Annotated in this window: 20 protein-coding genes and 1 tRNA gene; 12 read left to right on the plus strand and 9 right to left on the minus strand. The window is 76.5% G+C overall.

Going from position 1 to position 19,915, the window contains the following annotated elements:
• Window positions 1-69: 69 nt before the first annotated feature.
• Both RSE42_RS10425 and RSE42_RS10430 read left to right on the plus strand, forming a co-directional pair.
• Entirely contained in the window at window positions 70-1,398 is a 1,329-nt protein-coding gene (locus RSE42_RS10425; protein ID WP_415296089.1) for a sensor histidine kinase, read from the plus strand.
• Window positions 1,395-2,114, plus strand: a complete 720-nt coding sequence (locus RSE42_RS10430) for a response regulator (RefSeq protein WP_415296091.1) — start codon at window positions 1,395-1,397, stop codon at window positions 2,112-2,114. Before RSE42_RS10425 ends, RSE42_RS10430 begins: the two co-directional genes overlap by 4 nt.
• Window positions 2,115-2,205: 91 nt before the next feature.
• Here RSE42_RS10430 and RSE42_RS10435 read toward each other — a convergent pair whose 3' ends face one another.
• The 3 genes from RSE42_RS10435 to ald form a co-directional block, all read right to left on the minus strand.
• Complete coding sequence (locus RSE42_RS10435) at window positions 2,206-4,347, minus strand: M3 family metallopeptidase (RefSeq protein WP_415296093.1); 2,142 nt, start codon at window positions 4,345-4,347, stop codon at window positions 2,206-2,208.
• Between the two features lie 78 nt (window positions 4,348-4,425).
• Window positions 4,426-5,061 (minus strand): GNAT family N-acetyltransferase, encoded by a 636-nt coding sequence (locus tag RSE42_RS10440; RefSeq protein ID WP_415296094.1) that lies wholly within the window; start codon window positions 5,059-5,061, stop codon window positions 4,426-4,428.
• Window positions 5,062-5,161: 100 nt separating this feature from the next.
• A complete protein-coding gene (gene ald / locus RSE42_RS10445; protein ID WP_415296095.1) occupies window positions 5,162-6,277 on the minus strand; it encodes an alanine dehydrogenase in 1,116 nt (371 codons plus the stop codon).
• Between the two features lie 108 nt (window positions 6,278-6,385).
• Between ald and RSE42_RS10450 the strand changes: the two genes are divergently transcribed.
• Together RSE42_RS10450 and RSE42_RS10455 are read left to right on the plus strand one after the other, a co-directional pair.
• Window positions 6,386-7,801, plus strand: a complete 1,416-nt coding sequence (locus tag RSE42_RS10450) for an APC family permease (RefSeq protein ID WP_415296096.1) — start codon at window positions 6,386-6,388, stop codon at window positions 7,799-7,801.
• A gap of 68 nt (window positions 7,802-7,869) precedes the next feature.
• Complete coding sequence (locus RSE42_RS10455) at window positions 7,870-8,172, plus strand: DUF1905 domain-containing protein (RefSeq protein WP_076404766.1); 303 nt, start codon at window positions 7,870-7,872, stop codon at window positions 8,170-8,172.
• Window positions 8,173-8,209: 37 nt separating this feature from the next.
• Here the strand turns inward: RSE42_RS10455 and RSE42_RS10460 are convergent, their stop codons facing one another.
• Window positions 8,210-9,502 carry an AI-2E family transporter gene (locus RSE42_RS10460; protein WP_415296098.1) on the minus strand — a complete coding sequence of 431 codons (1,293 nt, stop codon included), beginning with the start codon at window positions 9,500-9,502 and terminating at the stop codon, window positions 8,210-8,212.
• A gap of 217 nt (window positions 9,503-9,719) precedes the next feature.
• On the opposite strand from RSE42_RS10460, the gene RSE42_RS10465 reads away from it, so the two are divergent.
• A tRNA-Leu gene (locus RSE42_RS10465) sits at window positions 9,720-9,807 on the plus strand.
• An 87-nt stretch (window positions 9,808-9,894) separates the two neighbouring features.
• Here the strand turns inward: RSE42_RS10465 and RSE42_RS10470 are convergent.
• The 5 genes from RSE42_RS10470 to RSE42_RS10490 all read right to left on the minus strand — a co-directional run bounded on the left by RSE42_RS10470 (window position 9,895) and on the right by RSE42_RS10490 (window position 13,515).
• Complete coding sequence (locus RSE42_RS10470; protein ID WP_415296099.1) at window positions 9,895-10,386, minus strand: hypothetical protein; 492 nt, start codon at window positions 10,384-10,386, stop codon at window positions 9,895-9,897.
• Window positions 10,387-10,534: 148 nt separating this feature from the next.
• The gene (locus tag RSE42_RS10475; protein WP_415296101.1) at window positions 10,535-10,660 is read right to left on the minus strand and encodes an SDR family oxidoreductase; all 126 of its coding nucleotides are present in this window, start codon (window positions 10,658-10,660) and stop codon (window positions 10,535-10,537) included.
• Window positions 10,661-10,794: 134 nt separating this feature from the next.
• Complete coding sequence (locus RSE42_RS10480) at window positions 10,795-11,388, minus strand: SDR family NAD(P)-dependent oxidoreductase (RefSeq protein ID WP_415296103.1); 594 nt, start codon at window positions 11,386-11,388, stop codon at window positions 10,795-10,797.
• A 101-nt stretch (window positions 11,389-11,489) separates the two neighbouring features.
• Complete coding sequence (locus RSE42_RS10485; RefSeq protein ID WP_415296105.1) at window positions 11,490-12,179, minus strand: YoaK family protein; 690 nt, start codon at window positions 12,177-12,179, stop codon at window positions 11,490-11,492.
• A 70-nt stretch (window positions 12,180-12,249) separates the two neighbouring features.
• Entirely contained in the window at window positions 12,250-13,515 is a 1,266-nt protein-coding gene (locus RSE42_RS10490) for a CynX/NimT family MFS transporter (protein WP_415296107.1), read from the minus strand.
• Window positions 13,516-13,590: 75 nt separating this feature from the next.
• Here RSE42_RS10490 and RSE42_RS10495 point away from each other — a divergent pair, with 75 nt between their 5' ends.
• From RSE42_RS10495 to RSE42_RS10525, 7 genes are all read left to right on the plus strand, one after another.
• On the plus strand, window positions 13,591-14,268 hold the full coding sequence (locus RSE42_RS10495) for a FadR/GntR family transcriptional regulator (RefSeq protein ID WP_157446626.1): 678 nt from the start codon (window positions 13,591-13,593) through the stop codon (window positions 14,266-14,268).
• Window positions 14,269-14,635: 367 nt separating this feature from the next.
• On the plus strand, window positions 14,636-14,902 hold the full coding sequence (locus RSE42_RS10500; protein ID WP_415296109.1) for a hypothetical protein: 267 nt from the start codon (window positions 14,636-14,638) through the stop codon (window positions 14,900-14,902).
• 330 nt (window positions 14,903-15,232) lie between these two features.
• Window positions 15,233-15,991 carry an ABC transporter ATP-binding protein gene (locus tag RSE42_RS10505; protein ID WP_415296111.1) on the plus strand — a complete coding sequence of 253 codons (759 nt, stop codon included), beginning with the start codon at window positions 15,233-15,235 and terminating at the stop codon, window positions 15,989-15,991.
• Entirely contained in the window at window positions 15,988-16,878 is an 891-nt protein-coding gene (locus tag RSE42_RS10510; protein ID WP_171467954.1) for an ABC transporter permease subunit, read from the plus strand. Before RSE42_RS10505 ends, RSE42_RS10510 begins: the two co-directional genes overlap by 4 nt.
• A gap of 70 nt (window positions 16,879-16,948) precedes the next feature.
• Window positions 16,949-17,722, plus strand: a complete 774-nt coding sequence (locus RSE42_RS10515; protein WP_415296113.1) for a hypothetical protein — start codon at window positions 16,949-16,951, stop codon at window positions 17,720-17,722.
• Window positions 17,723-17,756: 34 nt separating this feature from the next.
• Entirely contained in the window at window positions 17,757-19,217 is a 1,461-nt protein-coding gene (locus RSE42_RS10520; protein ID WP_415296115.1) for a sensor histidine kinase, read from the plus strand.
• Complete coding sequence (locus RSE42_RS10525) at window positions 19,214-19,888, plus strand: response regulator transcription factor (RefSeq protein ID WP_061267712.1); 675 nt, start codon at window positions 19,214-19,216, stop codon at window positions 19,886-19,888. Before RSE42_RS10520 ends, RSE42_RS10525 begins: the two co-directional genes overlap by 4 nt.
• Window positions 19,889-19,915: the final 27 nt, after the last annotated feature.

The raw sequence follows: 19,915 nt of genomic DNA on the forward strand, positions 1-19,915 counted from the left end.
CCGACCCCTGACCTGGACCCGCCCCACGACGGACGCGCGTCAGGGTGTGTCTTCCTAGACTCGGTGGTCGTGACGTCTCGCGATCTCCCGCACGACCGGCCCGCCGGGTCGCCTCCCGCGACCCGGCCGTCGCGCTCGTCGCCCCCGCCGTGGCTCGTCGACGTTCTGCTGGGGTTCGCGGTGTTCGACGTCGTCGCGTTCGCCATCGCCGCCGACGTCGGGGGCACGCGGGCCGACCCGTGGGTCGCGTACCCGATCGCCCTTGTGCTGGGGCTGCTCGTGCTCGGCCGGCGCCGCTTCCCCGTCGGGGTCCTCGTCGCGACCGCGCTCGTCATCTGCGCCTACTACACGCTGGACCTGCCCGCGATCGGCCTCGCCCTGCCCGTCTCGGTCGCCCTGTACTCGGCGGCCGTCGCGGGCCGGCTCGGCTGGGCCGTCGGGGTCGCGGCGGCGCTCGTCGTCACCTCGACGTACTTCCGGCTCGCCGAGGGCGACGACGTCCGGTACGTCATCGGCTACGAGCTGGCGACGACCGTGGCGCTCATGGCCGCGGCGATCGCCCTCGGGCACGGGTCGTTCACCCGCCGGCAGCGCGACGAGCAGCGGCGCCACGCGGACGCGCTGCGCGAGCAGACGCTCCAGCTCGAGGCCGCCGACCGGCTCGCGCACGACCGGGAGGCCGTCGCCCGCGACCTGCACGACGTCGTCGGGCACCACCTCGCCGTCGTCTCGCTGCACGCGAACGTCGCCCGCGAGGCACTCGACGACGTGGACGCCGTCGGTGCCGCACAGTCGGACGCGCTCGCGACCGCGCGGGCCGAGCTCGAGCTCGTCCGGACGGCCACGACGACCGCCTTGGCGGACCTGCGCGCCACGGTGCGCGCGCTGCGCGGGACGGCCGCGCCCGCGGGGCTCGCGGAACAGGCGCGCATCGACCGGCTCGACGACCTCGCGCTCACGGCCCGGGCGGCCGGGCTCGACGTCACCCTCGACGTCGACCTGCCCTCGGGGACCGCGGAGGGCACCGCCGCGGGCGCGGCGGCGTACCGGGTCGTCCAGGAGGGCCTGACCAACGTGCTGCGGCACGCCGGAGCGCACGCCGCCGTCGTCCGCGTGGCGTTGGAGCGTGCGCCTGGTGCACCGGGCGACGTGCTCGCGGTCGAGGTGCGCGACGACGGCCCCGGGGCACGGGGCGCGGGTGACGCCACGGACCGTGGCGGGCTCGGGCTGCGCGGGCTGCGCGAGCGCGTCGCGGTCCTGGGCGGCACGGTCGAGACCGACGCACCCGACGGCGGCGGGTTCCGGCTGCGGGCGCGCGTGCCGGTCACGCCCGGCGCCGCGGTGCGCGGGACGGCCGCCGTGCGGGACCCGCACTCCTCAGGCGGGGGTGCCCCGTGATCCGCGTCGTGCTGGTCGACGATCAGCCCCTCGTGCGGACGGGCATCCGCGCGCTGCTCGAGCGCGCGGACGACGTCGAGGTCGTCGGCGAGGCGGCCGACGGTCGCGAGGGTGTCGCGCTCGCGCGCCGCGTGCGCCCCGACGTCGTTCTCATGGACCTCCAGATGCCCGTGCTCGACGGGATCGCGGCCACGCGGCAGATTGTCGACGACGCGGCCCCCGGCTCGGGGCTACCGGACGGCGCGACGGGCGCGGACGGGGCGGCGGCCGGACCGCGCGTCGTGGTCCTCACGACGTTCGACGACGACACGAACCTCTTCGCGGCGCTACGGGCGGGGGCGTCGGGCTTCCTGCTCAAGGACGCGAGCCCGGACGAGCTGCGCGGCGCGGTGCGCACTGCCGCGGCGGGCGACGCGCTGCTCTCCCCCGCGGTGACGGCGCGCGTGGTCGCGCAGGCGGTGGACGCCGGGCGACGGGAAGAGGCGCTTGTCGCCGCGGTCGCCGACCGGCTCACGGACCGCGAGCGCGAGGTGCTCGCGCACGTCGGCCGCGGCCTGACGAACGACGAGATCGGCGCGGCCCTGTTCATGAGCCCGGCGACGGCCCGCACGCACGTGGGCCGTATCCTCGCCAAGCTGGGGGTGCGGGACCGGGCCGGCCTCGTCGTCGTCGCCTACGAGACCGGCCTGGTCCGCCCGGGCACCCCGCCCAGGTAGAGCCGAGGTCCGCGAGGTAGAGGCGTGGTCATGACCAGGCCTCTACCTCGCGCTACCACGGCTCTACCTCGCGACGGGAGGGGCCCACACCTCAGGCGTCGAGGCCGCGGCGCGCGAGGAGCGGCGCGATGTCGGCGTCGCGGCCGCGGAGCTCACGGAACGACTGGAGCGGGTCCTGCGAGCCGCCGCGCGCGAGCAGCACGCGGCGGAAGCGCTCGCCGTTCTCGCGCGACAGGCCGCCGTTCTCGCGGTACCACTCGACCGTGTCGGCGTCGAGGACCTCGGACCAGATGTACGAGTAGTACCCGGCCGCGTACCCGCCCCCGAACACGTGGTTGTAGTACGTCGTGCGGTAGCGCGGCGGGACGGGCGCGAACGCGACGCCCGCCGCCTCGAGCGCGGCGGCCTCGAACGGCACGACGTCGGCCTCCGACGCGGGGACGCCGTCGGGCCCGACCTGGTGCCAGGCCTGGTCGAGCAGCGCAGCGGCGAGGTACTCGGTCGTGCCGAAGCCCTCGTTGAACTGGCGCGAGGCGAGCATGGTGTCGACCCACTCGGCGGGCATCGGCTCGCCCGTGACGTGGTGCACCGCGTAGGAGCGCAGGACCGTCGGCTCCCACGCCCACATCTCGTTGACCTGCGAGGGGTACTCGACGAAGTCGCGCGGCACCTCGGTGCCGGACTGCGACGGGTAGCGCACGTCGGAGAACAGGCCGTGCAGCGCGTGCCCGAACTCGTGGAAGAGCGTGATGACCTCGTCCCAGACGAGCAGCGTGGGCTGGCCGGCCGGCGGCTTGACGATGTTGAGGTTGTTGACGACGACCGGCTTCTGCCCGAGCAGGTGGTTCTGGTCGACGAGGTTGTTCATCCAGGCGCCGCCGCGCTTGGACTCGCGCGTGTACCAGTCGGCGAGGAAGAGACCCAGGCCCTGGCCCGGCTCCCCCGGCGTCTCGGCGTCGAAAACCTCGAAGACGCGCACGTCCGGGTGGTACCCGACGAGGTCGTGGCGCTCGGCGAAGGAGATGCCGAACAGGCGGTTCGCGGCCAGGAACACGCCGTCGTGCACGACGCGCTCGAGCTCGAGGTACGGGCGCAAGAGCGCGTCGTCGAGCGCGTAGCGGTCCTTGCGCACGCGCTCGGCGTAGAACGACCAGTCGGACGCGCGCAGCGTCGCGCCCGGCTCGTCGGCCCGCAGCGCCGTCTCGAGGTCGGCCGCCTCGCGGCGCGCGTTCGCGACGGCGGCAGGGGCGAGCCGCGCGAGCATCGCGTTCACGGCCTCGGTCGTCTTGGCGGTCGCGTCCTCGGCGACGTACGCGGCGTGGTGCTCGTAGCCCAGCAGGCGCGCGCGCTCGGCGCGCAGGCGCACGGTCTCCAGCACGATCTCGCGCGTGTCGTGGTCGTCGCCGCTCGCACCGCGTGACTCCGACGCCTGCTGCACGCGCTCGCGCACGTCGCGGCGCGCGAGCGAGGCGAGGACGCCCTGCTGGGTGGGGAGCTGCATCTCCAGCAGCCACGCGCCCTCGTGCCCGCGCGCGGCGGCGGCCGCCGCCGCGCCCGCGACGGCGTCCTCGGCGAGCCCGTCGAGCTCCGCCCGGTCGGTGACGAGCACGCTCGCGGCGTTCGCGCCCGCGAGCAGCTTGCGGCCGAACGCGGCCTCGAGCGTGGTCAGGCGGCCGTTGAGCGCGCGCAGGCGCTCCTGCTGCTCCGCGTCGAGCTCCACGCCCGAGCGGCGGAACCGGACGAGCAGCGTGCGGAGCAGCCACGCGGCGTCGGGCTCGAGGGTCTGCTCGCCGGCGTCCACCGCGTCCTGGAGCGCGCGGGCGCGGGCGTAGAGGCGCGCGTCCATGTAGATCGCGTCGTGGTGCGCGGCGAGCTCGGGCGCGAACTCCTCCTCGATCTGCTCCAGGCCCGGCGTCGCGTCGGCCGAGAGCTGGTTGTAGAACGCGTTGAGCACGCGCGCGAGGTCGCGGCCCGACCGCTCGAGCGCCTCGAGCACGCTCGCGGCGGTGGGCGGCGCGTCGTCGGTCGCGACCGCCTCGATCGCCGCGCGCTGCGCGGCCGTCGCGGCCCGCAGCGCCGGGAGGTAGTGCTCCTCACGGATCGCGTCGTAGTCGGGCAGCTCGTACGGCAGCACCGACGGCGCCGCGAACGGGTTGGCGGGGTCGAGGTCGAGGAGGGCCGGCGCGGTGGTGGGCGCGGGCGCGTCGGCGGGCGTCGTGGGCTCGGAGGTCATGGTGCCCATCTTGACCCCGCGGGCAGGCGGGACGGAAACGGACACCCCGCCGCCCGGGAGCACGGCGGCGGTACGGCGTCAGGCCGCGCGGCCCGACGGCGGCGCGTCCGCCGGCCACGGCTCCGCCGGCTCGCGCGGGTCGTCGGGCAGGAGCGTGCCGAGCCACGCGTCGCGCCGCTCGCCGCGCTGGAGCGCGAAGCCGCGCACCGTGCCCTCGACCCGGAACCCGAGGCGCCACGCGGTCCGGCGCGAGGGCCAGTTGCCGACGTACGCCTGCCAGAAGAGCCGCGCGAGACCCGCCCCCTCGGGGTCGAACGCCCAGTCGACGACGAGGCGGCCCGCGGCCGTCATGAGGCCCCGCCCCCGGGCGCCGGGGGCGGTCCAGTAGCCGATCTCGGCCGACCGCCGGCCCTCGGGCGCGTCGTCGAGGCTGAGGCCGATCATGCCGAGGAGCGGGGCCACGCCGTCGGGGCCGGGGATGCCCGACCGGCCCGCGCTCTCGCGCACGCCCCACGTGAGGACGTCCCCGCGCTCCCACCCGGGACCGACGTACTCCTCGACGAACTGCACCGCGTCCGCGCGCGTGTACGGCGACGGCACGACCGTCCACGCAGCGACGTCCAGGTCCTGGCACGCGGCCGTGATCGCGTCGACGTCGTCGAGGGTCGGGGTGGACAGGTGGACGTGGCCGTCGTCGAGGGCGAAGGGGTGCACCCGCCCGAGCCTGGCACGCCGCGCCGCACGGCGTCACCCGGATTCCCGGCCCGGGGACGCGCAGCGACGTCCGCTCTCGACCGTCCCGGACCCGGGTGCGTCACCGGCGCAGGGCGTCCTCCACGGGCGTCCACGGCAGGTCGTGCGCGGCGGCCACCGCCGCGTTGAGGAGCGTGCCGCGGTGGGTGGACGCCCCCGACCGCAGGAGCGGGTCCTCCCGCAGCGCGTCGACCCCGCCGTCCGCGAGCGCCGCGAGGTACGGGAGCGTCGCGCTGGTCAGCGCGAGCGTGCTCGTCACGGGAACCGCGCCGGGCATGTTCGCGACGCAGTAGAACGTGGTGCCGTGGACGGCGAAGGTCGGGTCGTCGTGGGTCGTGGGCCGCGACCCCTCGAAGCACCCGCCCTGGTCCACGGCGACGTCCACGAGCACGGCGCCGGGCCGCATGCGCGCGACGAGGTCGTCGGTGACGAGGCGCGGGGCGCGCGCCCCCGCGACGAGCACGGCGCCGACGACGAGGTCGGCCTCCAGCACCTCGCGCTCGATCGCGTACGCGCTCGACACGACGGTGCGCACGTGCCCGGAGAACTCCCGGTCGACGGCGCGCAGCACGGGCAGCGCGAGGTCGACGACCGTGACCTCGGCGCGCATGCCGACGGCGATCTCGGCGGCGTGGCGCCCCGCGGTGCCGCCCCCGAGCACGACGACCCGGCCGGGTCGCGTCCCGGGCACGCCGCCGAGCAGGACGCCGCGGCCGCCTGCCGGGCGCTGGAGGAGCCACGCGCCGACCTGGGTCGCCATGCGTCCGGCGACCTCGCTCATGGGCGCCAGGAGCGGGAGGGTGCCGTCCGGGGCCCGGGCGGTCTCGTAGGCGACCGCGATGGTGCCGGCGTCGAGCAGGGCGCGCGTGCACGCCGCGTCGGCCGCGAGGTGGAGGTAGGCGAAGAGCAGGAGGTCGTCGCGCAGGAAGCGGTGCTCGCTCGCGACCGGCTCCTTGACCTTGCAGACGAGCTCTGCCTCGCCCCAGACCTCCTCGGCGGTCGGCACGATGCGCGCGCCCGCGCTCTCGAACTCCGCGTCGGGCAGGTGGGAGCCGGTCCCGGCCCCGGACTGGACGAGCACGTCGTGCCCGGCCCGCACGAGGTGGTGCGCGCCGGCGGGGGTGAGCGCGACGCGGTCCTCGTGGTTCTTGACCTCGGTGGGTATCCCGATCCTCATGGTCCAGTGTGGTCGCAGGCGGCCGTCGTGCGCAGGGTGGCAGGATCTTGTGCCTGCGTGTCCTGACTGCCACTCGTCCGGCCCCGCCGTCGTTGCCAGGGTGGGCGGGTGGACCCGACGACCTCCCGCACGACGACCCACCCCGCCCCGACGGGCGGCCCGCCCTCCCCCTCCGGACGGGATCTGCCCACCAGCCCGCCCGACTCCGCCCCAGCCCCAGCCCCGGCCCCGACCCCGACCCCGGCGGGCACGCTGGGCCTCGCGCGCGGCAGCGCGCTGTACGTCGCGAGCGTCCTCGGGACCGGCGTCCTCGCGCTGCCGGGCCTCGCGACGCGCGTCGCCGGGCCTGCGTCCGTGCTCGCCGTCGCGCTCGTCCTCGTGGCGAGCGTGCCGCTCGCGGGGACGTTCGCCGCGCTCGCCGCACGGCACCCCGACCGGGGCGGGGTCGCGAGCGCCGTGCGTGCGGCGCTCGGCCCGACGGCGGCCCGCGCCACCGGGTACTGGTTCTCCTTCGGCGTGTGCGCGGGCGTCCCCGTCGTCGCGGTGCTCGGGGCCGAGTACGTCGTGGCCGTCGTCGGGGCGGACCGCGCGGTCGTCCCGGTCGTGGCGGTCGCGCTCGTCGTCGTGCCGGCGCTCGCCGTCGCGCTCGGCGTACGCGTGGCGGGCGCCGTCCAGCTCGGCCTGACGACGCTCCTGCTCGCGGCCGTCGTCGTGGTCGTCGCCGCGGCGGCGCCGGCGGCGAGCGCCGTGCGCTTCACGCCGTTCCTCAGCGAGGGGTGGTCCGGCGTGGGCGCCGCCGTGAGCCTCTTCGTGTGGGCGTTCGCGGGGTGGGAGGTCGGCACCCACGTCTCGGCCGACTTCCGCGACCCGCGGCGCACGATCCCCGCCGCGACGGGCGTGGCGCTCGTCGTGGTCGGCGTCGCGTACCTGGCGCTCCAGGTCACGACGGTCGGGGTGCTCGGCACGGACGCGGGGACGGGGACGGTCGCGCTCCTCGACCTCGCGCGCGTGGACGCGCCCGGCGCGGGTCCGGTGCTCGTGGGCGTCGTCGCCGCGGTCGTCACGTCCGGGGTGCTCACCGCCTACCTCGCCGCGTTCGCGAACCTCGGGCAGGCGCTCGCCCGGGACGGCGACCTCCCGCGCCCCCTCGCCGCGCTCTCGGGCCGTGCGGGGGTCCCGCGCCGCGCGCTGGCCGTCACGCTCGCGCTCGCGGCGGGCTACCTCGCGGTGCTCGTCGCCACGGGGCTCGACCTCGAGCCGTTCGTCCGCGTCCACACGAGCAGCATGGTGGCCGTCTACGCGCTGGGCATGGTGGCGGCGCTGCGCCTGCTCCCCCGACGCTCTCCCGGCTGGTGGCTCGCCGCTGTCGCGACGGCCCTGACGGCGGTGCTGCTGCTCCTCGCGGGGGCGTCGCTCGTCGCACCGGCGCTGCTCGCCGCGGCCGCGGTCGTGGTGACGCTCGTCCGTCGTGGCGCCGCGCGTGCACGGGCCGACGACCGGTCGGCCGCGTCCGAGCGCGGCTGACCGGGCCGTCCGGAAATCGCCCGGGCGGCCCGTTCCCCGCTCCCGCGCTCTCCGCTACGGTCGACGCCATGCCCACGTGGACGGACCCCGGCCCGGTGGAGTTCGACGCCGTGGTGGTCGCCGCCGGGACACGGTCGGGAGCGTTCGTCACGCTCCCCGTCGACGTCCTCGACCTGTTCGGGACGCGCGGCCGGGTCCCCGTGCTCGCGGCGGTCGACGACGTCGCGTACCACGCGTCCCTCGTCGCCTACGGCGGCCCGCACCTGCTCGCCGTGCTGCGGTCCGTGCGAGCCGCGACCGGCAAGGACGTCGGGGACACCGTGCACGTCTCGGTCCGGCTCGACGCGGGGGTCTCCGCCGTCCCGCGGTGATCCCGGTCCCGGCCGCCCGGGCAGGGACGGCGCGAGGTCAGCTCGTCGCGCCCTCCGCGGGCGGCGTGACGCCCGGGCCGACGTCCCCGAGGGCGATCTCCTTCGCCGTCGGGAGCTCGTCCTCCATCGGTGGGTCCTTGTGCCGCAGGTGCGAGAACACCGACCACGCGACCGCGACGAGCGGCACCGACACGACCGCGCCGAGGATCCCGGCGAGGAGCGTGCCGGCCGTTACCGCGATCGCGACCACCACCGGGTGGAGCGACACCTGCTTGCCCATGACGAGCGGCTGCAGCACGTGGCCCTCGAACTGCCCGATGAGCGCGATGCCGATCGTCACGATCAGCGCGATGAGGAAGCCCTTGGCCGCGAGCGCGACGATCGCGGCGATGATCATCGCGAGCGGGGCGCCGATGATCGGGATGAACGCCCCGATGAACACGAGGACGGCGAGCGGGGCCGCGAGCGGGACGCCGAGGATCGCGAGGAAGATCCCCGCGAGGATGCCGTCGACGAGCGCGATGATCACCGTGCCGCGCGCGTAGCCGGAGAAGGTGTACCAGCCGGCGCCGCCCGCGATCTTCCAGCTGTCGCGCGAGCGCGACGGGAGCTGGTTGAGGAACCACGTCCACATGTCCTTGCCGCGGGCGAGGAAGAACACCGTGCAGAAGATCGCGAGCGCGATCGCCGCGAACGCCTCGAAGACCGAGCCCGCGCTCGCCGCGGCCTGGCTCGCGATGTCGCCGCCGTGCTCCGTGAGCCACTGGCGCCCGTTGTCGATCCAGCCGTTGACGTCGTCCGCGGTGATCGTGACCGGCAGCGGGCCGTTCTCGAGGAAGTCGAAGATCTGCTCGATGCCCTGGTCGAACTGCTCCGCGAGGCTCTGCCACTGGCCCGCGACCGACGTGATGACGTACGTCAGCAGGCCCGCGAAGAAGAGCAGGGCCGTGAGGATCGCGAGCCCCGTGGCCAGGCCGCGCGGCATGATCCTGCTGTAGAAGTCGGTCACCGGCCGCAGGACGGACGTGATGACGAGCGCGAGGAAGACCGCCACGAACACGAGCTGCACCTGCGCGGTCGCGAAGAAGACGAGCGCGACGGCCGCGACGATCATGAGCAGGCGCCACGACCAGCCGGCCGTCGTGCGCAGCCAGGCGGGGACCGTCTCGTCGTACCCCACCACCGACGGGTTGCGACGCGCCCCGGCGACCTTGCGCGCCGCGCTCGACGCCCCGGCGAGGTGCTTGACCGACGCCGCCGAGCGGTCGGAGCCGGAGCCCGGCCGAGGTGTCGGTGCCGGGCCTGCTGCGGGTCGCTGCTCGTCCGTCACGCGTGCCTCCGTCGCGTCGTGGCCACCATCCGCCCAGTCTGCCCCAGGTCGTCCCCGCACGCCGGGCGCCGCGCACGGCCTCGGCCGAGGGCACGTCGAGGTCGCGGTCGAGGTCGCGGCCCTGGTCCGGGCCGTGAGGGCGATGTGAGGACCACCCCCGAACCGTGCTATGTTTTTCCCCGCACCCGAACGGCGGAAACGCCGGGAAGGTCCACTCGTCCGGGTGGCGGAATGGCAGACGCGCTAGCTTGAGGTGCTAGTGCCCTTTATCGGGCGTGGGGGTTCAAGTCCCCCTCCGGACACCATGATCGAGGCCCCTGGCCTGCGGAGACGCAGACCAGGGGCCTTCGTCGTCCCCGGGCACGCACCAGTCCCCCGGCGCGCACGTGGTGTCAGCGCCCCGGCGGGAGGACGACGTCGTCGCCCGAGGTGAGGATCGTCACGGACTCGTCCGCGGGCAGGCCGGGCACGACGACGACGCTCGTCGACGGCGCGGTGTCGAGCGTGCAGGGGCGCTCGTCGGTGCCCGCCCGGCGACCGAGGCGGAAGCTCAGCCAGCGCCCCTCGGCGTCCCACGTGTAGTCGACCGGGACGAGCGGGCACGAGCTCGACCCGAACGTCACGACGTTCACGGTCTGCGGCTCGCCGCCGCGCGCGTAGCCGACGGCCGGGGTCTCGGCGTCGGACCACGGGTGCACCTCGCCGCCCTCGGCGGGCAGCCCGAGATACGTGCGGTCGGCGACGGACGGGTCGATGGGGTCGGTGGCTGCCGCGCACGCGACGAGGGCGACCGCCGCGCCGATGCTCAGCACCGAGGTGCCGACGAGACGGGCCGTGCGGACGAGGACGGGCAGCTGCGGGTCGATGGCGGGCATGGTGCTCACGCTCGTCCTGAGGCGCCCCGTCCCGGATCGGTCGAACGCGCCGCCCCGACCCGCCCCGGGGCCTCAGCGCGCGCCGCACCTCCTCAGGCCCGGGTGCTCCGGCCCTGAGGTGCCTGAGCACCGGAGGGGCCGCGCCCCGCGCGTCGGCTCACGCCGTGACGTTGGCGCTGTCGCCGCCGGTGACCGCGAGGCTCGTGCCGCTGATCATGGACGCCTCCGGCGAGGCGAGGAAGACGACGGCCGGAGCGACGTCGTCCGGCGCGAGCCACGGCACCCCGAGGGGGAGCTTGCTCGCCAGCCCGGCGGCGGCCGCCTGCTCGTCGCGGGCGACGTCGCCGGTGGGCGCATTCCCCGACGACTCCAGGGCCTGGGCGTACCGCTCCTCGTGGCGCGTCAGGGCGGTGTCGATCAGGCCGGGATCACGGCGTTGACGGTGATGCCGTGGGGGCCGAGGTCGAGCGCCGCGGACTTCATGAACCCGATGAGCCCCCACTTGGAGGCCGAGTACGCGCTGCCCTCGAGGGTGCCGTGCTGACCCTGGGTCGACGAGGTGAGGATGATCCGCCCGCCGCCGCGCTCGACGAGGAGCGGTGCCGCGGCGCGCAGCACGTTCGCGGTGCCGGTGAGGTTGACGTCGATCGTGTCGTGCCAGAGCTCGTCGCTCATGTCGAGGACCGAGGCGAAGCCTTGGATCCCGGCGTTGGCGAACACGACGTCGAGGCCGCCGAACCGCTCGACGACCTCCCCGAGCGCCGCGCGCACGGCAGCGAGGTCGCGCTGGTCGGCGACCAGCGGCAGCCACGACGCCCCGGCCTCCTCCACGAGCTCGCCAGTCCGCGCGAGGTCGGCCGGGCTCGCGGGCTCGTACTCGAGCGCGCGGCTCGCGACGGCCGCGATGTCGAGGCCGGCGACCCGGTAGCCCGCCCGCGCGAACGCGACCGCCGTCGCGCGCCCGATCCCGCGCGCCGCGCCGGTGACCACGACCACTCGTCCTTGGCTCATCCCGCTCTCCCTCCGAGGGTGCCGTCCCGCGAGGCTAGCCGCGGGACCGCGGGCTGGCAGCCGGAGCGCGGCTGACGCGCCTGGCGAGCCCGTCGGGCGCGTCAGCGCGGCGCCGCGGCGTCGTGGCGGCGGGCCAGGGCGAGCGTCGTCGTGCCCACCGCGACGAGGAGGCCCGCCAGCAGCAGGCCGGCCGCACCGGACCACGACCGCACGACGACGGCGCCGACGGCCGCGCCCGTGCCCATCGCGAGCACGGCCCCCGCGCGGCGGGCCGCGCCCTCTCCGGAACCGCCCGCGAGCGGGCTGCTGAGGGCGAGGTTCACGAGCGTCGTGGTGACGACGACGGTCGAGACGTCCTGGACGTGGGCACCCCGCGCGGCGACCGCCTGGGCGCCCATCACGAGCGCGAGGGCGGCGGTGAGGGCCAGGACCCCGGGCGTGGGCAGGCGCCCGACGGCGAGCCACAGCGCGCCGCCCGCGACCACGAGCACCGCTCCCCCGGCGAGCACGCCGAGCGCGCGCCGCGGCATCCGCGCGTCGTCGGCGCGCCCGCGGAGCAGCACCCCGCACAGGGCGGCGCCGAGGACGAAGGCGACGAGCGCGACGACGTTGTTGAGCAGCGGGATCCCGCCCGCACCGGCGGCGGCGAACCCGACGAAGAGCACGTTGCCCGTCATGTTGCCGGTGAACACCTGGTCGAGCGCGAGGTAGCTCACCGCGTCGACGACGCCCGTCGCCACGGTCAGGACGAGCAGGCCGGCCACGTACGGCCGGTCGCGCGGGTCGGTCATCGTCCGACCGTACGGGCCGGGACCTGCCGCGGCGCGGCGGCCGGGCGCCGCCGCGAGCCCGCGTGCGGCGTCACCCGCCGGCCGCGCGGTCCTCCACGTCGTCCGTCGGACGGTCGGCGATGACGACGGCGTCGTCGACGTAGCGAGGTCGGCAGGCGAACCAGCCCGCCACGACCCCGGGGACGGCGGTCGCGGCGAGCACGACGAGCGGGACGGTCCACGAGCCGGTCGCCTCGCGCAGCAGGCCGAGCCCGAGGGGCCCGAAGCAGGCGAGCCCGTACCCGATGCCCTGGACGAAGCCGGACACGGCCGACGCCGCCTGGGCCGTCCGCGTGCGCCGGTTGATGAGCGTCATGCACAGGGGGAAGGTGCTCACCCCGATGCCGAGCGCGCACACCCACACCGCCGTGCCGTCGAGCGGGGAGAGCAGGAGGCCCAGGTACCCGGCGACGAGCACCACCGAGCACGCGACCACGACGACGAACGGGTTCGTCATCCGGGTGGCGACCTGGGGCACCACCAGCGCCGCGAGCACGCCCCACGCCGAGTACAGCGCGACCATGGAACCGCCGAGCGCGGCGCTGCCCCCGGCGTCGGTGAGGACCGCCGGCACCCACGTGATGATCGCGTAGTTCGACAGCGACATCATGGCGAAGAGGCCGACGAGGCCCCACGCGGTGGACGACCGGCCCACCCGGAGGCGCGCACCGGCCGCCGCGACGGGTGCGGGCGCGTGATGGGCGGCGGGCAGCCGGAGCGCGAGCAGCAGCCAGACGACGGCGGCCACGGCGGCCGGACCGGCCCAGAGCCCCACGGACAGGCGCCAGCTGCTCGCCTCGGCGACCGGCACCGCGAGCAGCGGGGCGGCGAACTGCCCCGTCTGCAGGAGGAGGAGGTAGAGCGAGGTCCACAGCGCGAGCCGGTCGGAGAACCAGGCCTTCACCAGCGGCACGATGACGACGTTGGCCGCCCCGATGCCCGCGAGCGCGAGCACCGTCGACAGGACGAGCACGGTCGTCGTCGGGGAGGCCGCGCGCAGCACGAGGGACAGCGCGGTGAGGCCCAGCGCCACGGTGGCCGTGCGCTCGAGCCCGAACCGCCGCGTGACCGCGGGCGCGAGGAAGCCGAACACGGCGAACGACGCCGCGGGGACCGTGCCGAGCAGGCCCGCGACGGCGACCCCGAACCCGAGGTCGGTGCCCACCGTCTCCAGCAGCGGGGTGAACCCGGTCACCGCCGTCCGGAGGTTGAGGGCCGTCAGCGCGACGGCGAGACCCGCCCAGAGCGTGAGGCGTCCGGGGCGCACGCGGGGTCGGGAGGGAGAGAGGGTCGTCACGCTACACTCCACACTGAGGTCGGCGGATGATGGGATCATGGGATGAATCTGGAGCAGTCTGGCACAGGCGGACCGATGCGTCGAGTAGGCCTCATCGACCAGGCCGCGGCGCGCTTCCGGGACGAGATCGTCTCGGGTCGCTGGGCGGTCGGCGAACGGATCCCCACGGAGGCCGCGCTCGTGGCGGAGTTCGGCGTCGGGCGCAACACGGTGCGCGAGGCGCTGCAGTCGCTCGTGCACGCCGGGCTGCTGCGCCGCGAGCAGGGCCGCGGCACGTTCGTCATCTCGAGCTCCGAGCTGAACGGCACCCTGGAGCGCCAGCTCGCGGGCGGCAGCCGCCGCCACTACCTCGAGCTCCGCCTCGCCCTCGACAGCACCGCCGCCTCGCTCGCCGCGGCGAGCCGCTCGGACGACGACGTCGAGCACCTGCGCGAGCTCCGCGACCGGCGGGAGGCGGCCTGGGGGGCCGACGACCGCGACGCCCGCGCGCGCGCCGACCTCGACCTGCACCGCGCGATCGTCGCCGCGACGCACAACCCGCTCTACGTCACGCTCTACTCGAGCATGCTCGACGTCTTCACCGTGCACATGCGCGACGAGGAGAACGCGGACGACGAGGCGGCGCACCGTCACCACCACGAGCTGGTCGAGGCCGTCGCACGGCAGGACGCCGCCGGGGCCGCGGCAGCGGTCGCCGCGATCTTCGACCCGTTCCTGCCGCTCGCGGACGCCGGACCCTCCCCCATCCGCTGAGGCACGGCGCCCGGCCGGGCGGCAGGACGCGCCGGGACAGCGAGAGGCCCCGTCGTGTGGAGCGACGGGGCCTCTCGATCCGCTGTCTCATTCGGATCCCGCCGGCGCTCTCACGCCGGAAGCATGGCCCCGAGCCTACCGCTCCCGTCCGGGTTCGCGTGCCGTAGCGTCGGGGCGTGACCGCGCCCACCCCCGGCGACGACCGGGCGGAGCTCCTCTGGCTGCCCGTCGGGGCGGGGGCCACGTCGTCCGCCGCACGAGCGCCGCGTGGGAGCGCGCCGCCGCGCTGCTCGCGCGGCGGCGCCCCCGCCGGCTGTTCCACGCGGCGCTGGGGCTGCGGTGCGACGGGTTGCCGTACGTCGTCGAGATGACCCCTGCGTGGGGCGGCCCGCCGTGCGACCGTGGCGTCGTCGTGACCGGCCCCGTGGGTCTGCGGCCGCTGGGCCGCTCCCGCTGGTTCCGGTACGAGGTGCGCTGCTGGGCGCACGGCGCGATCCCCGACCGGGAGCACGCCGTCGGGCCACCCGTCCTCGTCACGCGCGACGCCGCCGCGGTCGCGCGGATCCTGCGGGCCGTGCGTGGCGTCCCGCCGCTCACGTGGGGTCGGCGGCCGCCCGGCGGGGGCGAGATGTAGAACTCGAACTCGCTCGTCGCGTGGTCCCTCGCCCAGGCAGGGCTCGCGACCGACCACGTCCCCCCGGGCGGTGGGCGCGCACCGGGATGGGACGCGGGCGTCCTGTTGGCCGCGAGGACCGCCACCGCCTGACCGTCGTCGTCCCCGCAGGGGCCGCGCCCCGTCCCGCCCGGCCACCCCGTCCCACCTGGGCACGACCTCCTCCTCCCCGAGGAGGAGGCGGGAGGGTCGCGGATCTCCGCCGACCGCCCGAGCCGGGGCCCCGCGGGCGTCCGTAGCGTCGACGGCGGCGGTGCTCGACAACCGGGCCCGCGGACGACGGGAGGACCGATGATCCAGGTGGAGGCGCTGACGAAGCGCTACGGACCCACGACGGCGGTGGACGGGCTGACGTTCACGGCGCGGCCCGGGACCGTAACGGGCTTCCTCGGCCCGAACGGCGCCGGGAAGTCGACGACGATGCGCGTCGTCGTCGGGCTGGAGCGGCAGACCTCGGGCGCGGCGACCGTCGACGGCCGGCGGTACGCGGACCTGCCGGCGCCGCTGCGCGCCGTCGGGGTCATGCTCGACGCCCGCTCCGTGCACCCCGGTCGCACGGCGTTCCGCCACCTGACGGCGCTCGCCCGCACGCACGGAATCGGGCGGGCACGCGTGGACGAGGTGATCGGGATGACGGGCCTCGAGAGCGTCGCGGGGCGGCGTGCGGGCACGTTCTCGCTCGGGATGGGCCAGCGTCTCGGCATCGCGGGCGCGCTCCTCGGCGACCCGGGGACGCTCATCCTCGACGAGCCCGTCAACGGCCTGGACCCCGACGGCGTGCTGTGGGTGCGCGGTCTCGTGCGCGGCCTCGCGGCCGAGGGACGCACGGTGCTGCTGTCGTCCCACCTCATGCACGAGCTCGCGCTGTGCGCCGACCGCGTCGTCGTCATCGGCCAGGGCCGGCTGCTCGCCGACGCGCCGGTGTCGGAGCTCGCGGGCGAGGCGGGCTCGCTCGAGGACGCGTACCTGCGGCTCACCGCCGACGCCGTCCAGTACCGCGGCCGTGCCGCGGGCGAGACCGGCCTGGCGTCGGCCGGAGGTGCCCGATGACCGCACCTACCGCCCGGACCGCACCGACCGCGTCGTCGCGGCGTGCGCACCCGGCAGGACCCCGGCCCGCGATCGCCGGTGGCCCCACGCTCCCCCGCGCCGTCGCCGCGGAGTGGACGAGGCTGACGAGCCTGCGCTCGTCGTGGTGGGCGGCCACGCTCACCGTCGCCGTCTCGGCGGTGCTGACGTACCTCTCGGCGCAGGCGTCGTCCGTGGACCCGGGGTTCGACCCGCTCGGCTCCCTCACGTCGGGCCTGCTGCTGGCCCAGGTGCCGCCGCTCGTCCTGGGCGTCCTCGTCGGGACGGGCGAGTACAGCACCGGCACGTTCCGCACGACGTTCGTCGCGGAGCCGCGGCGCTGGCCCGTGCTCGTGGGGCAGACGGCGGCGACCGCCGCGTTCGCGCTGCTCACCGCGGTGATGGCGGTCGCGGCGGCGGTGCTCGCGCTGCTGCCGTCGGCGCGCTCGCGCGACCTCGCCCTCGACCTCGGCGGCGACGGCACGCCGCAGGTGCTCGTCGGCATGACGCTCCTGCTCGCCGGCATGGCCCTGCTCGGCCTCGCGATCGGCGCGCTGGTGCGGCGACCCGTGCCCGCCGTCACCGCCGCGGTGCTCGTCGTGCTCGTCCTGCCCGTCGCGCTCGTCCTCGCGGCCGATCTGTCGGGCGACCCGCTCGCCGCGCCCGCGGGGGTCTCGTCCGCGCAGGCCGCGGTGAACACGGTGGTCACGTTCCTGCCCACCGGGGCGGCGTCGCTGCTTACGGGCGAGGGTGCCGTCGAGGGCGCGCCCGACCTGGGCGCCGTCGGCGGCGGGCTCGTCCTGGCGGCGTGGGTCGTCGTGCCGCTCGCGCTGGCCGCCGTCCGCCTGCGCACGCGGGACGTGGTCTGACGTGGCGGCGACGATCCCCCCGTCGGACCCCGCGCCGACCCGCACCGCGCGCGCGCCGGACCGTCCGCAGGTGACCCTGCTCCGGGTGCTCGCGGCGGAGCGGGACAAGCTGACGAGCCTGCGCTCGACGGCCTGGCTCGCGCTCGCGACCGTCGCCGCGGCGGCGGGGACGGCGTGGGCGCTGGGCGCGTTCGCCCGGCCCGACGCCGGGTCGTCGGGCGCACCGCTCGCCGTCGCGGGGTTCGTGCTCGCCCAGCTCGGCTTCCTCGTGCTCGGCGCGGGCGTCGGCGCCGGGGAGTTCCGGACCGGCACCGCGCGCGTGACGTTCGTCGCGGTCCCTCGCCGCCTGCCCGTGCTCGCGGCGCAGGCGCTCGTGACGGCGGCGGCCGCGCTCGCCGTCGCGGTCCTCGCGCTGGGCGCGGCGCTCGCCGCGACAGCCGGGCAGCGCGCCGACGCCGCGCTCGTGCTCGACCTCGCGGACCGGGAGACGCTGCGCGTCCTCGCAGGCTTCGTGCTCTACCTGACCGGGGTCGCCCTCGTGGGCCTGGGCCTGGGGTCGCTCGTGCGGCGACCGGACGGGGCGCTCGTGGGTGGGGTCGTGCTGCTCGTCGTGCTCGACCACGTGCTCGCGACGAACCCGGGCCGGGTCGCGGACACGGCAGGCGCGCTCCTGCCCGGGGCAGGGGCGCGCCTGCTGCAGGACGACGCCCGGCTCGCCGCGCTCGACGCGACGACCCTGGGCCCGCACCTCGGCACGTGGGGCGGGGGTCTCGTCCTCGCGGCGTGGGTCGCCGCGCTGCTCGCGGCGGCGGCGTACCGGCTGCGGCGCCATGACGTCGTCTGACGCGCCGCGCGACGGCCGATGGGAGAGTAGGCCCGTGCCCTCGTCGCCCCTCGCCCTCCCCTCCGCGCCCGGGGCGCACGACGGCGGACCGCGCGCGGAGCCCGACGTCCGGCGGCGCGGCGCCGTCGGCCGCGTGCTCGCGCGGCACCCCTGGGCGACCGACCTCGCGCTCGCGGGCGCGGTCGCGCTGCTCGGGCTCGTCACCGCGGCGGTCGCGCTCATGACCGTCGAGGGCTCCACCGGGCTGGGGCTGTTCCACGCCGACGCGCCCGTGGCGCAGGTGGTCGTCACGGCCTGGCTCGTCGGCGCCGCCCTCGGGGCGGCGCTGCTCCTGCTCCGGCGGTCGCGCCCGCTGACCGTCACGGCGATCCTCACCGTCCTGGCCGTCGTGTCGCTCGCGACGGCGGGGGTGCTCGGCGTGCTCGGCGTGTGCCTCGCGTGCGCGGTGCACGCCGTCGCCGCCGAGCGCCCGCCCCGCACGGCATGGGTCGTGTGCGGTGCGGTGCTGTGCGTCGTCGTGGCCGCGCTGTGGTGGAGCCAGGACATCGGGGTCGCCGAGATGCTCCTGTGGAGCGACCCCATCGTCCTGCCGGACGGCGACCCGGTGCGCGACCTCGCGCAACCGCCCTTCTCCCCCGGCAGGCGCTCCGCGTCGGTCTTCCTCCTCGTCGCGCTCCTGCTGCTGGGGATGGCCACCGGCTCGGGGGTGCGGGCGCGCCGGCTGCACGACGAGGACCTCGTCGCGCGCTACCGCGCCCTGGCGCGCGACCGCGACCAGAGCGCGGCGCTCGCCCGGGCCGCCGAGCGGGCGCGGATCGCGCGCGAGATGCACGACGTCGTCGCGCACAGCGTGTCCGTGATGGTCGCGCTGTCCGACGGCGCGGGCGCGGCGCTCGACCGGGCGCCGGACCGCTCGCGCGAGGCCCTGCACGAGCTCTCCCGCACGGGACGGGACGCGCTGGCCGACATGCAGCGCGTCCTCGGCGCGCTCGACCCCGAGGAGGGCAGCGACGGGGCGGGCACCCCGGTCGAGCCGACCGGGACGGACCTCGCGGCCGTCGTCGCACGGTTCCGCGCGGCGGGCGTGCCCGTCGCCGCGAGCGGCCTCGACGTCGCGCTGCCTGCGGACACGTCGCTGCGGCTCGGGGCCGTGCGCATCGTGCAGGAGGCCCTGACCAACGTGCTGCGGCACGCGCCCGGGACGCCCGCGGCCGAGGTCGTGGTGCGGCGCACCGCGCACGCGGTCGAGATCGACGTCCGCGACGACGGCGGCACGCGCCCGGGGACCGAGGGCGGGAGCGGGCGCGGCATCGTGGGCATGCGCGAGCGCGCCGCGCTGCTCGGCGGCAGCGTCGAGGCCGGCCCGCGGCCGGGCGGCGGCTGGGCGGTGCACGTCGTCCTGCCCTGCGACCCGGCCGAGGGCGGAGCCCGGAGCGCCCCCGCCCAGGAGCACCCGCACCGTGACGTGCACGACGACGAGGGAGGACGACCGTGACGACCGTGCTGCTCGTCGACGACCAGGCGCTGCTGCGGATGGGCTTCCGGCTCGTCATCGAGTCCGAGCCCGACCTCGAGGTGGTGGGCGAGGCCTCCGACGGGCGCGTCGCGCTCGACCAGGTCGCGGCCCTCGCCCCCGACGTCGTCGTCATGGACGTCCGGATGCCCGGCATGGACGGCATCGAGGCGACCCGGCGCGTCGTCGCCGAGCACCCCGGGACGCGCGTGCTCGTGCTCACGACGTTCGACGTGGACGAGTACGCGTTCGCGGCGCTGCGCGCCGGGGCGAGCGGGTTCCTGCTGAAGAACGCGCGCCCGCACGAGCTCGTCGAGGCGATCCGCACCGTCGCGGCAGGGAGCTCGGTCGTCGCGCCCCGCGTGCTGCGCCGCATGCTCGACCTCTTCGCGCCGCACCTGCCCGCGGGCGAGCAGCCGGCCGTCGACGACGGCCTCGACCCCCGGCTGCGCTCCCTCACGCCGCGCGAGCTCGACGTCCTGCGGTGCGTGGCCGAGGGTATGTCGAACGCCGAGATCGCCGACCGCCTCGTACTGTCCGCGACGACCGTGAAGACGCACGTCGGCAACCTGCTGGCCAAGCTGGGCGTGCGCGACCGGGTGCAGGCCGTGATCGTCGCGTACGAGAGCGGGCTCGTGGGGTCGCGCGGCTGAGGCCCGGGCGGCACGCGCGTCGAGCGC

This window comes from Cellulosimicrobium sp. SJTW-1 (genome assembly GCF_047716875.1).
Lineage (GTDB): Bacteria > Actinomycetota > Actinomycetes > Actinomycetales > Cellulomonadaceae > Cellulosimicrobium > Cellulosimicrobium funkei.